The 13,042-nt window shown below is 35.0% G+C and carries 13 protein-coding genes and 1 pseudogene; 6 read left to right on the top strand and 8 right to left on the bottom strand.

The window, feature by feature from the left end; all coding sequences use genetic code 11:
• Window positions 1-34: 34 nt before the first annotated feature.
• Window positions 35-1,480: a hypothetical protein gene (locus tag ABWU32_RS07560; protein ID WP_197907256.1), complete on the bottom strand. Its 1,446-nt coding sequence runs from the start codon at window positions 1,478-1,480 to the stop codon at window positions 35-37.
• Window positions 1,481-1,615: 135 nt separating this feature from the next.
• Between ABWU32_RS07560 and ABWU32_RS07555 the strand changes: the two genes are divergently transcribed.
• On the top strand, window positions 1,616-2,890 hold the full coding sequence (locus tag ABWU32_RS07555) for an APC family permease (RefSeq protein WP_141456681.1): 1,275 nt from the start codon (window positions 1,616-1,618) through the stop codon (window positions 2,888-2,890).
• 213 nt (window positions 2,891-3,103) lie between these two features.
• On the opposite strand, the pseudogene ABWU32_RS07550 reads toward ABWU32_RS07555, so the two are convergent.
• The 3 genes and pseudogenes from ABWU32_RS07550 to ABWU32_RS07540 form a co-directional block, all read right to left on the bottom strand.
• Window positions 3,104-3,419: pseudogene (locus tag ABWU32_RS07550) on the bottom strand (transposase).
• 359 nt (window positions 3,420-3,778) lie between these two features.
• The gene (locus tag ABWU32_RS07545; RefSeq protein WP_007552972.1) at window positions 3,779-4,048 is read right to left on the bottom strand and encodes an IS110 family transposase; all 270 of its coding nucleotides are present in this window, start codon (window positions 4,046-4,048) and stop codon (window positions 3,779-3,781) included.
• Window positions 4,049-4,368: 320 nt separating this feature from the next.
• Window positions 4,369-4,821: a hypothetical protein gene (locus ABWU32_RS07540; RefSeq protein WP_015589289.1), complete on the bottom strand. Its 453-nt coding sequence runs from the start codon at window positions 4,819-4,821 to the stop codon at window positions 4,369-4,371.
• 140 nt (window positions 4,822-4,961) lie between these two features.
• Between ABWU32_RS07540 and ABWU32_RS07535 the strand changes: the two genes are divergently transcribed.
• Entirely contained in the window at window positions 4,962-5,996 is a 1,035-nt protein-coding gene (locus ABWU32_RS07535) for an aspartate-semialdehyde dehydrogenase (protein ID WP_010962945.1), read from the top strand.
• Between the two features lie 883 nt (window positions 5,997-6,879).
• Here ABWU32_RS07535 and ABWU32_RS07530 read toward each other — a convergent pair.
• Window positions 6,880-7,374, bottom strand: a complete 495-nt coding sequence (locus ABWU32_RS07530; RefSeq protein WP_012673308.1) for a Smr/MutS family protein — start codon at window positions 7,372-7,374, stop codon at window positions 6,880-6,882.
• Between the two features lie 92 nt (window positions 7,375-7,466).
• Here ABWU32_RS07530 and rlmB point away from each other — a divergent pair, with 92 nt between their 5' ends.
• The 3 genes from rlmB (at window position 7,467) to ABWU32_RS07515 (ending at window position 9,570) form a co-directional block, all read left to right on the top strand.
• Complete coding sequence (gene rlmB / locus ABWU32_RS07525) at window positions 7,467-8,231, top strand: 23S rRNA (guanosine(2251)-2'-O)-methyltransferase RlmB (protein WP_015589288.1); 765 nt, start codon at window positions 7,467-7,469, stop codon at window positions 8,229-8,231.
• A gap of 79 nt (window positions 8,232-8,310) precedes the next feature.
• Window positions 8,311-9,033 carry a Bax inhibitor-1/YccA family protein gene (locus ABWU32_RS07520; RefSeq protein WP_015589287.1) on the top strand — a complete coding sequence of 241 codons (723 nt, stop codon included), beginning with the start codon at window positions 8,311-8,313 and terminating at the stop codon, window positions 9,031-9,033.
• Window positions 9,034-9,570, top strand: a complete 537-nt coding sequence (locus ABWU32_RS07515) for a cytochrome c oxidase assembly protein (RefSeq protein ID WP_015589286.1) — start codon at window positions 9,034-9,036, stop codon at window positions 9,568-9,570.
• A gap of 267 nt (window positions 9,571-9,837) precedes the next feature.
• Here the strand turns inward: ABWU32_RS07515 and ABWU32_RS07510 are convergent, their stop codons facing one another.
• Window positions 9,838-10,536, bottom strand: coding sequence for a hypothetical protein (locus ABWU32_RS07510; protein WP_015589285.1), 699 nt, complete (start codon window positions 10,534-10,536; stop codon window positions 9,838-9,840).
• Between the two features lie 118 nt (window positions 10,537-10,654).
• On the opposite strand from ABWU32_RS07510, the gene ABWU32_RS07505 reads away from it, so the two are divergent.
• Window positions 10,655-11,632, top strand: coding sequence for a quinone oxidoreductase family protein (locus ABWU32_RS07505; protein ID WP_015589284.1), 978 nt, complete (start codon window positions 10,655-10,657; stop codon window positions 11,630-11,632).
• 349 nt (window positions 11,633-11,981) lie between these two features.
• Here the strand turns inward: ABWU32_RS07505 and ABWU32_RS07500 are convergent, their stop codons facing one another.
• On the bottom strand, window positions 11,982-12,617 hold the full coding sequence (locus tag ABWU32_RS07500) for a transposase (protein ID WP_265027790.1): 636 nt from the start codon (window positions 12,615-12,617) through the stop codon (window positions 11,982-11,984).
• Window positions 12,601-12,930: a transposase gene (locus tag ABWU32_RS07495; RefSeq protein ID WP_141456678.1), complete on the bottom strand. Its 330-nt coding sequence runs from the start codon at window positions 12,928-12,930 to the stop codon at window positions 12,601-12,603. Before ABWU32_RS07495 ends, ABWU32_RS07500 begins: the two co-directional genes overlap by 17 nt.
• Window positions 12,931-13,042 lie beyond the last annotated feature (112 nt).

The raw sequence follows: 13,042 nt of genomic DNA, 5'->3' as shown, positions 1-13,042 counted from the left end.
AAGTTAGTTTAGCTATATAGCACGAACTAAACCACTAAGCAGCAGAAGACCTTGCATGACCTCCAAAAAATGCTTTTACTCTTTCAAGATAAGTAGGTGGTTCTGCAGGGATTTCTATATTATACATTGAATAATACACTGCTTCCTTTATACTATCATCTGTAACTAATTCCCTTAATTTTTGCTTTATGGCACCTCTTTGAATACTTTTTCCATACTCTTCGTAAAATTTTATGTAAAGCTCTTTAAAGACAAATTCTCTTATTTCTATTATTGATTGGTTAATGTTGCTCTTCACCTCATCGCTTATATTATTTTTATCCGCATAATCTTCGGAGTAAAAATCTTCAAACTTGTCTACCAAAATTTTTAATTTTTTATAATTGCAATATTCTTTTAAAAATCTTTCAGTAAATTTAGGTGTTAATACGTTCACTGCTCCATTTATTTGAACCAAGAAATTATTTTTCGCTTCAAGACAACTAAGCGAATAAATAATACGATCGAACATTCCCAGAGTACATAAACCAAGTCCATCCTTTAAATTCATTAGTAATAGTGAATTCACATCTGATTTTTGATTCTTAGCAGCAGTTGAAACTAAGTTTGCAGCTTGTGTGAGAGTTAGTCCAGTTTTTGATTCTTGCCAAGCTGCTTCATTGGAACCATTAAAGTTAAGATAAAGTTTTAATTGCTCTTTTTGCTCAGTTGTAAGCTCATCTGAATTATTTATGTAGTCTTCAAACTCTTTATTGAGTACATTTGGTTGAGCTCCAAATTTCTGTTTTAACTCTTGAGCGCATTGGAGAATACTATGTTCAAAACTACTCGTGTGAACGCTCTGACTGCCAGTGCCCACATCACTTACATTAAACAAAAAGCTTAGCTGCTTTACATTCAAACCCAAAGGTGAGAAAAGCCTCACTAATGGATACTTTATCAATTCAAGAAGTGCCACTGGAATTAGCAGTGCATAATTTAACAATAATAAACCAAAATTAAATATAAGAAACCCACGTAGAGCTGATACCTTTGATGCAATATACAAAAATGGAAGCTGTAGGTAATATATCAAGTGTATACTGAAGAATAAGATTTTGTCCTTTAATTTTATTGTTGGATCTTTATAAACCTCAAACAACATGCTATTGCTATCAATATTGTTGTTTTTAAAGGAGGTATAGTTGTTTATGATCTTCTCTTGCAAGGGAAGAAGCATTTTATTCAGGCAAATAAACGCAGCAATAACAATAAAACCTGTAGCCAAAAATGCTAGTGCAGGGCTAGAAGTGCTTGTAGATAAATAGGCATAAAGACCATCAACAATTAAGTTTTTGTATAATCTTTCAAAGGGACGAACTAGAATCGGGTCAAGGATATAGTTAACAAGAAGATTTAAATAATACACGAGAAACAAAAGTGCAATCAAAAATGCAATAATACTACAAACAACCAAAAATGCTTTTAATCTCGGATTCATAACCCCCTCTTAATAATCTGTTAATATAATCTATTTTAGGAATAAATTGAAAAAAATGCAAGTTTTTATGTTAAAAGATCAATTGAAATTTCTGAGTTTAGGGTATATTGTTAATCTATTTAGATAAGAATTATTGTGTCAAATAAAATAGGTTTTTGGGCTATTTTTGCCTTAGTGATTAGCAGCCAAATTGGCTCTGGAATTTTTATGCTTCCAATTAGCCTTGCTCCATATGGCATGTATAGCCTTATAAGCTGGATAATATCAGGGCTTGGTGCTATATCTCTTGCTTTAGTTTTTGCCTCACTCTGCGCAAAATTTCCGGAAACGGGTGGCCCTCACGTCTATGTAAAGCATGCTTTTGGCCCTGCTGCAGCTTTTTTTGTTGGTTGGACGTATTGGGTGATCTCATGGGTTAGCACAACAGCCGTAATAGTTGTGGGTGTTGGTTATCTTACACCATTTTTCCATGAAGATATTCAAAACGTACATCTGTTTTTAGAGATGTTATTACTTACAATTATTACACTAATAAATTTTAGAGGAGTAGCTACTGCTGGACGTGTTGAGTTTTTATTGACGGTGATAAAAATTTCTGTATTGCTTGTAATACCTATAGCAGCATTGTTTTTTTTTGATAGAAATAACTTCATCATAAGTGAAGAAATATCAAATCTTACAACATCGCAGATTCTTGCACGTTCTACACTTATTACTCTATGGGGTTTTATTGGAGTTGAATTGGCAACAGCACCTGCAGGGTCAGTTGATAATCCAGCTAGAACAATACCAAGAGCTGTGGTACTTGGAACAATCTCTGTTGCTGTTGTGTATTTTATCAACAATCTTGCAATTATGGGATTAATAAATGGCAATGATTTAGCAAGTTCAAGAGCACCATATGTTGACGCAATAAAAATTATGGCCTCTGGCAATTGGCACTTGATTATTTCTATAACTGCGTTCATTTTTTGTGTTGGTACTTTAAACGCTTGGGTACTAGCTAGTGGACAAGTGGCCCTTGGCCTTGCAAAAGATAAACTGATGCCACAGTTTTTTGCTCAAAGAAACAAGCACGGTTCTCCTTTCTGGGGCATAACAATCAGCTCCGTTGGCACTTCAGTTCTACTAATCCTCACTTCAAGCAACAATTTTGCTAAGCAGATCACATCAATTATCGACTTTTCTGTAGTTTCATTTTTATTTGTTTACCTTGCATGCAGTCTTGCTTTTCTCAAAGTTATTGTGCAAGAAAAGAGTTGTTACAAATTTTTAATTGGCAGTATAGCAACAACCTTTTGCTGCTGGGTAATATTTGAAACTTCTGTGAATACCTTGCTGATCGCAAGCTTATTCACTGCAAGTGGCGTACCTCTTTATTTATTTTGGTATCGCAGAGTTTCTGTATAGCAAATGTTATGTATCTGTTCAGCAGAGTGGCAAAATAAGGTAGACGAGAAAAGACAACTATAGGAAGAAATGGGTGTCATGCCAGTGCGTGACACTGGCATCCAGTTCTTTCGCGCAGTTCCATCAAAAACGTTGTAAAGGATTAATCGCTTTCGTGTTTACCAACTTAGTGCCCAATCTGGATCCCAGATACTGTCTCTGCTGTCAAACAAATTATCCAACAAAATTACAATTAAATGGTTGATTCTTTTTAAGAATACCAAAAAAGACATGCATTAATTTTCGCATTAACGCAAGAACTATGACTTTTGGACATTTGCCTTTACTTGCTAGACGCTGACAAAACTTTTGAAAATGATTATTATGGTTTTTGACTACTATAGCTGGCATATAAAGAGCTTTTCGAATACGCTCAGATCCTATTTTGCATATGCAACTTCTCTTACTTACTGACGATCCCGATTGATAATGTCCTGGCAGCAAAAGCTGTAAATTGTTTAGCATTGTCAAAGTTATCAACTGATGGCATTTCTGCGACAACAGCAACAGCAGTAAGATATCCTATACCTTTTATAGTCTTAAGGTTTTCCACCATATTTTTTAGATGTGGATAGTTATTTATATGCTCATTAATTTCTTTTTCGAGAACAATAATTTGCTCCTCTATTGCCAAAATTACTTTAGATATAGCTTCTTTGCAACTGGAATGCATATTTTTGTTTTCCAAGCGATTTGTCTGTTGCACCTTATCATCTTTTAGCGATTGCATGCAACGCCCTCAAATGCCTCATTTCAGGTGCAATGGGCTTCCAAAGAGCAGGTTTGTTGGCGATACAAAATCTAGCTATCATAGCTGCATCTGATTTATCTGTCTTATTTCTGAGCAGCTCACTTTTGCCAAAAGCTTTCTGGGTTTACTATACTGACATTATGTCCTAAATCATGCATAAAAGTAGCCAAATCTTCTCCATACCAACTAGTTGCTTCAAGACATAAATGAGTAAGATTTGCTCCATGGCCATTGCACCAAACTACAAGTTTTGCAAAACCATCTTGATTATTTTGAAAGACTTTGTGTCGTTTTTTACTGTCCACTAACAAACAAACATCAAATTTCTTTTTTGAAATATCCACACCCAAAATAGCATTTACTTGCATAAAATTGCCTCCAAGACTATAAATAAACTGAGAGTTTAGACTAACCTTGTAATACGGGATATAATTCCAAAAGATACTGTTCAGTCTTTAACTCTATGGGAGGGAAGCAAAATCTGGCTTAATGGCATTAGTGTCGCATCAGCTTCACCCTCCCTGTGAGGTATTTTAGCTCTAATGCCTCACATCATAAAGATACAAGTGTCACGCACTGGGATGACGAGAAAGGAGCACTGGAATTTTTGTTTCAATATTTGTACATGAGCCATGCATCTGAACAGATACAATGTTATAACTAGAGATAATTTTTAAATGATTGATATTTATGAACTACGACTTTTCTTGTTGTCCACTTGTTCAACATTACCCTTCTCAAGTTTACTATCTACTTCTTTTGTGTGTTCATCATCTATACTAGTTTCATCTTTTATCTTACTAGGGTAATCTTCCTGCGATTTTTTATATGCTTCCATGTTGTCATATATAGGGTTACTGATGATTTCTATTTTTTCAGGTGTGAAAATCCTTGCTAAAAATCTCCTTATTATTGGTATTGACCTTAAGAGATCTCTTAGCTTTGAAGATTCTTGTCTTTTGTTTAGAGACTGTTGGTCTATTTTAGAGGTTTTTACACCATACTTTTTATCATCAAAATTTATTGTAGGCTTTCTTTTATTTGAAAGAACACTTTGGGCCTTTGATCCATTGGTTCCTTCAGGCCCTTGAGGTGTAGACATTGCAGGTTTAACCTTAGTTTCATCGTATTCCTTACTCATCTTTCATTTCATTATGTAATATTACTAATATTGCATAATAATAGCTAAATTACAATTAATTGCAAGGTAAAAATATTAAAACAATTGTAAATTTTGTCAGTAAAAATATAATAGAACTTTAAAATTAGAGGTTCATCTATATGAGATACAAAATTGCTGTTATTGGAGCAACCGGAAGAGTAGGGCGTGAGGTATTAAGCACGCTTGCTGAATTTCAAGATGAGGCGATAGATTGCGTTATTGCACTTGCATCGAAAAAATCAGAAGGGAAGAAGGTGAGCTTTGGTGACAAAGAGTTAACAGTTTTATGCCTTGAGGATTATGACTTCGTTGGAACTAATGTAGCCATTTTCTGTGCTGGATCTCATGTTTCTGAAGAGTATGTACCAATTGCAACACAGGCTGGATGCATCGTGATAGATAACAGTTCCCATTTTAGAATGAAAGAGGGTGTGCCACTCATTATTCCAGAGATTAATAAAGAAAAAATTATGGAATATAAAAACCACAACATAATATCCAATCCAAACTGTACTACAATACAGATGCTGCTAGTACTACATCTATTACACCAAAAAGCAAAAATAAAGAGAATCGTTGCTTCAACTTATCAATCAACTTCTGGTGCAGGCAAAGCAGCAATGGATGAGCTCTATGACCAGACAAAAAAAATCTTTATGAACGAAGCTAAAAAACCCAAGATATTCTCTAAGCAAATAGCATTCAATTGCATTCCCCATGTAGGAGAATTCATGGAAAATGGTTCTACAGAAGAGGAATGGAAAATGCAAGAGGAGACAAAAAAAATTTTAGAGGAAGATATAAAAGTTACTGCAACTTGTGTAAGGGTACCCGTCTTTATCGGTCACGCTATGGCAGTAAATGTGGAATTTGATCAACATATCACTGAAGAACAAGCTCGTGAAGTGCTAAGTGAAGCCGAAGATAGTGGAGTTTTAGTGTACAACAGGCGTGAAGATAGTGAATACATAACTCAAATTGATGTTGTACAGGAGAATGCTGTATATGTATCGCGTATTAGAAGAGACAATACTGTTGAGCACGGATTAAATATGTGGATAGTGGCTGACAACCTGCGCAAAGGCGCAGCATTAAATATAGTGCAGATTCTTGAGATTTTGATAAGAGAGCATTTGTCAATCAAGTGCATATAGAGCGCACGTACGTTGTAATTCGAAGGAAATTGTATATCACATGGCAGCGCGTGACGCTGGAATGGCTTTGTTGCATCGCTACTTATGAAAGGCTAACTATAATTAGGATTATAAGCAACTTATTGAAAATCTTGTTTTTTTTGCAATCAATCTGATCAAATTTAAGAATAGTAACTTGTTATTTATATTAATAAATTTAATTCTATTGAAAATAGCTAAAGCATTGAAATTCTTGAATTTTAGCCGGATTAGTGAGTGGTAGTGAAATTTCTTTTACTCAAATTTAGGTATTCACTGACCGTTCTTGTTATAAATACCAGAATAATAAGCTACTGATATTCTCCACCTTTTTTATCTTTAATCCATCATAGCTAGCGATGCAACAAAGCCGGCTGGATTCCAGTGTCAAGCACTGGAATGACACCATTTGCTGTGCAGTTTACCTTCAAAAATGAATGTTCGTACAGCTATGGAATAAATCGCGGTATGACGGTTCGCAGCGGTATAGTAACTCGTCACCCCGCTACTTGTTAGCGGCTGAGATACCGCGGCGGTATGACGTAGAAGCTATACTTTTATACTCACCAACTCAGTATCCAATCTGGATCCAAGTAGTCAAGCTATTCGGATGACACCCTCATAAAGTGAAATGAGATCCCGCTAACACGTAGCGGGATGACGAGAAAGGGGCTACTCGGATGACACCCTCATAAAGTGAAATGAGATCCCGCTAACACGTAGCGGGATGACGGGAAAAGAGGTACTGGGAGACATCCTTCCTGGTAGACCCAAATCACAATGTTCGCACAGTTGTGCGTCACGCGCTGCCGAACACTGTATGGTTATACAAGAAAAATTAAGGCTTAAAAGGAAACTTAAGCAGCTAATAGGACCTAAGCCTTCTTAATAAAACATAAAAAGCTCCTTTACCACCATGTTTTTTCGTAGCTTGCTGGTAGTATAGAACCATATGCTGGATTTTAGTATCATTTAACCACTTATTTAAGTTATTCTTTATAGTGTCTGTTTTATTTGTTGCACTGCCGTATCCCGTAATTACCAATAAACATCTATTCCCTGCTCGATAATTTTTGATAATAAAATCTATCAATTTACAGTAAGCATCCTCTATATTATAGCCATGCAAATCGAGCTTGTCGCTTATAAAATATTTACCCCTATCAACTTTTGATTTTGTGTTTTGGTCAAGACAAAATGATGAGTTACCATTATTGGTATTAAGAAAATTCCCTTGTAAGTCGGAGGTACCTTTATCAACCATAGACTTTATATTTACTTTATGATCAACTTTCAAAGTAACTTTTCCACATTTTATTGGCTTAACATTTTTTTGCCAATCCAACTCATCGTCCGACATAAACGCATTAATCGAATTGTATAATTTTACAACAATATTCAAACATAGTAAAATGTTGCTTATTCTATAAAAACCAGATTTTCGATAATACGATGAAATCGTCAAAAACTAATGAGAATTTTTGGCTGTATGGAAAGCACACCTGCATGTCAGCACTGAAGAATAAAAATAGGCGGTGTATAGAACTGTTAGTAACAGAAAATTTCTATAGAGAACACGAAAAAGAAATTAAGCAATGTGCAAATAGTAAGGGCATTAAAGTTCGATTAGTAGAAAACAAAATACTTAATGACGTTTTACCCAAAGGTGCTAATCATCAAGGGATTGCTTTAAAAGTTGCTCCTATCCTTCATAACTTAAGCATCGAAGAAGTAGCTGAAAGCTCAAACGACAGCTCTACTATAGTCATTTTAGATCAAGTCACTGACACGCACAATATTGGGTCAATTTTAAGAACTTCAGCTTGTTTTAATGTCAATGCATTGGTTTTACCACATAACCACTCACCGAGTGAAAATGCATCTATTGCAAAAGCAGCAAGTGGAGCTTTAGATATCGTTCCGCTAATATACGTTACAAATATAGTGAAAACTATGGAGTATTTAAAAAAGGTCGGCTACTGGTGTTACGGGTTTGATTGCAATGCTAAAGAAAATATAGATGAAATAAAGAGCTTTGAAAAAAAAAGAGTAATCATTTTTGGCTCTGAAGAGAAAGGGGTACGAAGACTAGTTAAAGAAAACTGTGATTATCTTTTAAAAATCCCAATATCAAACGTAATTGACAGCTTAAATGTTTCAAATGCAGCAGCAATAGGCCTATATTCTATTTATATTAAAACAAATGCCAGCGCATAGCTGTTTATAATAAAAACACTTGATAAAAATATGGTTTTATATTATAATGTGTTAAGTAATGGATAAAAGGAGTTATATTATGTCTTATATGAGAAATGAACAGGATATTCGCTCTCAAGGCGCTTATTATAGTGCTGGGCTTAGAAGTTACCTAACTAAAGTATATAATTACATGGCTTTAGCTTTGGGCGTCACAGGGCTTGTTGCATTCCTAACAGTGTTTTCTGGTCTTTTTCAGGTGATTCATTCTAATCCCGTCCTATCGCTTGTGGTAATGTTATCTCCAGTTGCATTGGTGTTCTACATGTCTTATAGAATTCAACACCTAAGTGCTCAGTCTGCCGTTACTATATTTTTCTCGTTCTCAGTGTTAATGGGGCTTTCCTTATCTTATATTTTTATAGTTTATACTGCAGAAAATATAGCAAGGGCGTTTTTCATTACATCAATCATGTTTGGCTCTATGGCTTTATATGGTAATACTACAAAAAGAGATCTTACAAGTATGGGCTCTTTCTTGATTATGGGAATCTGGGGGTTAATCATTGCGTCTATAGTAAATTTATTCCTTGGAAGTAGTCCTCTCTACTTTGCAATATCGTTTATATCAGTAATAGTATTTACCTTAATGACTGCGTATGATGCTCAAAGAATCAAGGACGTTTATTATAAACATAATGACGGATCAGAAGTTGCTACTACTAAATTGGCAATACTCGGTGCAACTAATCTTTATTTTGACTTTATTAATATATTTCTCAATCTACTCAGGTTACTTAACTTGTTCAACAATAGGGATTAGATGTTTTCCTTTTTAAGGAAAGGCAGTAAGAATTCTATAGTTTTCTTTCTAATATCTCTAGTTGTATTGATGTTATGTCTTGCATATGCATCGGTGCCTCTATATAGCATTTTTTGTAAAGCTACTGGGTATGGTGGCACAATAAGAAAAGTAACTAACACAACAACAAATATAACTAACCAAAAGATCAGGGTCCATTTCAATGCTGATATAATGTCCGATCTACCTTGGGAGTTTAAATCAGAAACTAACTACGTTGACGTAAACATAGGAGAACAAAGTTTAGCGTTTTATTACGCAAAAAATCTATCTGATCAGCCTTCATTTGGTATGGCGGTGTATAATGTTACGCCTTTCAAAGCAGGTAAGTATTTCAATAAAGTTGCATGCTTTTGTTTTGAAGAGCAAATGTTGCTAGCAAAACAAAAAGCAGCTATGCCCGTATCTTTCTATATAGATCCTGAGATAATGCTTGATAGTAATACAAAAGATTTGAGCGAAATAACACTATCATACACGTTTTTTAAGCTTAAGTAATAAACTTTTTCCTATTGTCACCCAAGCAGCGTGAGCTATAGCTAAACTGACTTAGATTTACCGACAATTTGAAAAACTGTCATTCCGCTACCCGCTACCCGCTACCCGTTAGCGGGATCTATGCTTTGAGATACCGCGGCGGTATGACGTAATCCGATAAGGTAAACCTCGTCATCCCGCTACTTGTTAGCGGGATCTCCGCGGCGGTATGACGTGTTAGCTATAGAAGGAGTGCGTTGTTATTCAAATAATGATTATGCAACAGATCTATTGAATTGAGCAGGAGTTCTTATTTGCTTTTTGCGCACCGACTACTTGTGTCTCAGTGCTTGGTGTTATCAATTCCCATCCTTCATTCTTTGCTTCACAAGCATTCCAATATTGAGCCAATTCCTTATTATTTTTTACAGAATCTGGCATTTTTTCATGAGGTTTTTTTTCCAATGTATGCTTAATTAGAATCTTACAGCAATCTTTGCATTCAATTGACTTCTCTGCATCATATAATTCAGTAACACAATCTAAAGCGGTATTTCCACCGTAGTGTTCATGTGGGCTATCACTTACCCCCGCTTCTATGAGAGCCTTTAACACGTCTGGAGAACGAGTCAAAGCGCAGGCATGTAAATATCCTTTTTCATTTTGCACGTTAGTACCTGCTTTTATTAAAACTTGCGCTAGATTTGGTAAAGCGTGAGGTTTGTTATTAATAGCAATAGAAAAAAGACTATCTACTGGAAAGCCATCATAGTCTTTCAAATCAAATTTGTGATTAATATCAAAACCTTTTTTTTCCCAAGAAGCATATAAATATTCATAATAGTTTTCTTTGCTTGAAGTTCGCATTCCACTTTCTAGCCTTTCTTTTATTTTTTTTATTATATTACTAGTATCTAAACCGTTATCTTTATCCACTTTGTACAACACATTATACAAAACACTATAAAGCAAATTTTCTCTATCCATCATAATTTATACCTTAAAACTATTAATATGCACTTATATAGTATATAAACTCTAAATAACATTTTGCAAAATATTAATTGTTAGATAACATAATCAAAGTTTTTATCTTACATTCATCATGGTTAGAGCTATACAAATTAAAAAAACTGGGGGACCAGAAGTATTAGAATTTGTAGATAAGAATATAGGTGAGCCAAAAGGCGAGGAAGTCTTAGTGCGTCACACAACTATCGGCTTAAATCGTTATGATTTAGAGCACAGAAAAGGTACGCGCAAAATTAAAAATTTACCATCAGTGCTTGGGGTAGAAGCAGTGGGAGTTATTGAAAAGCTTGGTAAAAAAATCAGTGATGGGTTGAAGGTCGGAGATAGAGTTGGATATTGCACAGCTCCTCCAGGGGCATATTGTGAAAAGCGCATTATACACCAGAAATATCTGATAAAAATCCCAGATGACATATCTGATGAAGTTGCTGCTGCAGTGCTGTTTAAAGGTATGACAGCTCACTATTTAGTTAATCAATCTTATAAAATCAGGCCTGGTGCTTTTGTGCTAGTTCATGGAGCTAATGGTGGCTTAGGGCAAATAATATGTCAATGGGCGAAGGATAAAAAAGGTGTAGTGATAGGTTCTGTAAGCTCTGATGAAAAAATGAAGATAGCTTTACAAAGTGGCTGCACATACGCAATAAACTACAATGATAAAGACTTCGTTTCTAAAATTATGGAGATTACGCAAAACAGAGGAGTAGGTGCAGTATATGACCCCATAGGTTACGCTACAAGCAAGCTCTCTTTTGAATCTTTAGGCAGGTTCGGCATATACGTTTCCTATGGGCAGATATCAGGTAACGCTCCTATTAGTTTTTCTTTACTTAGTTCACGCTCGTTATTTGCAACTGGAACCTTAATATATCATTATAAGCATGATAGATTCACATTAGTGCTTACCACAATGGAAATCTTCGAGATGATAAGAAAAAAACTTTTAACTGTACGGATCAATAAAAAATATAAATTTGATGAAATAATTCAAGCCCATCGCGATATGGAAAACAGAAAAGCAAGTGGGTTAAATATTATCAAAATCTCTTAAATAAACTAGTAATTTAAACTAACCATTCATTAAATCATATCAACTAGAACTTCACATATTTAATTCTCCTTTTGAGGGAATTAAAAGCATATAGCTAAACTGACTTAGGCTTACCGACAACCGTCATCCCGCTACGTGTTAGCGGGAATCTATACCGCGAATAGACTTCTTGCATAACCCAAATTAAGTAGAAAAAGGTATCATCCGAGTAGCTGACACTGGTTCCTTTATGACGGTAGTAGCCCCCCTTCTCCTGTCATTCCAGTGCTCTCTTCTTGTCATCCCAGTGCCCAGACACTGGGATGGCTTTGTTGCATCACACTTTATGAGATGGTGATTTATGGTAAATTCATGTAACTATCTCAAATTTAGCCATACCAATATCAGTGAATTTATTAAGCAAATAGCATTTGATTAGCAGTTCTTTTTCTCGATTTATCTCAGATTTATTCCTCAAACTAAATCCGAATATTTGCTTTAATCTTGAGAAAAACCCTTCAATATAAGATCTTTTCCCATAATTTACTTCTTTTTTCCATTCTTTCATGCCATCTTCACCGTATAATTTTATTAACCTAATAGCAGCATTCCTGTCAGACATATAATCTATTTCTGGATGTTCTGCCGCATTGTTTATTGGTGGAATTTTTGTCTTTATATCATATTCGTTACACAACTTATAAAACTTGTGCCTATCACATGCTCTATCTGCATATAGTGCTTTTATGGCATGCTGAAAATCAACTTCTTTTAGCAAATCACAAGCTCCATAGTGATCAGAGTAGACACCGTTACTGTATTTTACAGCTATGGCTTTTTTGTTGTTTATATTCAACATTACGTGCAATTTTCTCGTTTGCTCATAGCCACGATATTTTCTGTCAGTGCTATTTTCCTTGCTGTGACCAGGAGTGTTGTTGTATATACTAATTCCTGTACTGTCTATAGCAATTTCGATATCTTCCATATTATTTTCTGCAATCATTTATCTTAATATTAAGTTTCTTAAACCTTCTTGATGCTTGTGAATAGCTGATAACTGCCAAATCTCTTCCTATTTGTTGCAAATACCCTTTTATAAACCCGACTGTTTGTCTTAAACCAATTCTAAAGAAACTGACGATTATATGCACCAAAATCACAACTTTATCACTATAAATATAGTTGCCGCCCTGCATTTTTGGACAATTCTCGTACCAATTTTCTATGGCGTCATTGATATAACAAAAAATGCTTCCTCTTTCTTGGAGAAATTTGTTATATTCATGGCAGTTACTGACTCTCATTTTTTGTGGCATATTTTTTCTTCAACAGTTAAATGGCTATTTATAATGAATTTTGTCAGTAACTGCCAGTTCTTTTCACTTGAGCGATGCAACAAAGCCATCCAAGTGTCAGCTACTCGGATGA

Origin of the sequence: Wolbachia endosymbiont (group A) of Udea olivalis (assembly GCF_964028365.1) — a bacterium.
GTDB lineage: Bacteria > Pseudomonadota > Alphaproteobacteria > Rickettsiales > Anaplasmataceae > Wolbachia > Wolbachia pipientis.
The sequence above is the reverse complement of the archived record's forward strand: the minus strand, read 5'-3'. Positions and strand labels throughout refer to the sequence as shown.

Bases quoted from the DNA above. Each gene is read 5' to 3' on its own strand.
- ABWU32_RS07560 (WP_197907256.1), bottom strand. From the start codon at position 1,480: ATGAATCCGAGATTAAAAGCATTTTTGGTTGTTTGTAGTATTATTGCA.
- ABWU32_RS07545 (WP_007552972.1), bottom strand. From the start codon at position 4,048: ATGCAAGTAAATGCTATTTTGGGTGTGGATATTTCAAAAAAGAAATTT.
- ABWU32_RS07540 (WP_015589289.1), bottom strand. From the start codon at position 4,821: ATGAGTAAGGAATACGATGAAACTAAGGTTAAACCTGCAATGTCTACA.
- ABWU32_RS07535 (WP_010962945.1), top strand. From the start codon at position 4,962: ATGAGATACAAAATTGCTGTTATTGGAGCAACCGGAAGAGTAGGGCGT.
- ABWU32_RS07530 (WP_012673308.1), bottom strand. From the start codon at position 7,374: ATGTCGGACGATGAGTTGGATTGGCAAAAAAATGTTAAGCCAATAAAA.
- rlmB (WP_015589288.1), top strand. From the start codon at position 7,467: ATGAAATCGTCAAAAACTAATGAGAATTTTTGGCTGTATGGAAAGCAC.
- ABWU32_RS07520 (WP_015589287.1), top strand. From the start codon at position 8,311: ATGTCTTATATGAGAAATGAACAGGATATTCGCTCTCAAGGCGCTTAT.
- ABWU32_RS07515 (WP_015589286.1), top strand. From the start codon at position 9,034: ATGTTTTCCTTTTTAAGGAAAGGCAGTAAGAATTCTATAGTTTTCTTT.
- ABWU32_RS07510 (WP_015589285.1), bottom strand. From the start codon at position 10,536: ATGGATAGAGAAAATTTGCTTTATAGTGTTTTGTATAATGTGTTGTAC.
- ABWU32_RS07505 (WP_015589284.1), top strand. From the start codon at position 10,655: ATGGTTAGAGCTATACAAATTAAAAAAACTGGGGGACCAGAAGTATTA.
- ABWU32_RS07500 (WP_265027790.1), bottom strand. From the start codon at position 12,617: ATGATTGCAGAAAATAATATGGAAGATATCGAAATTGCTATAGACAGT.
- ABWU32_RS07495 (WP_141456678.1), bottom strand. From the start codon at position 12,930: ATGCCACAAAAAATGAGAGTCAGTAACTGCCATGAATATAACAAATTT.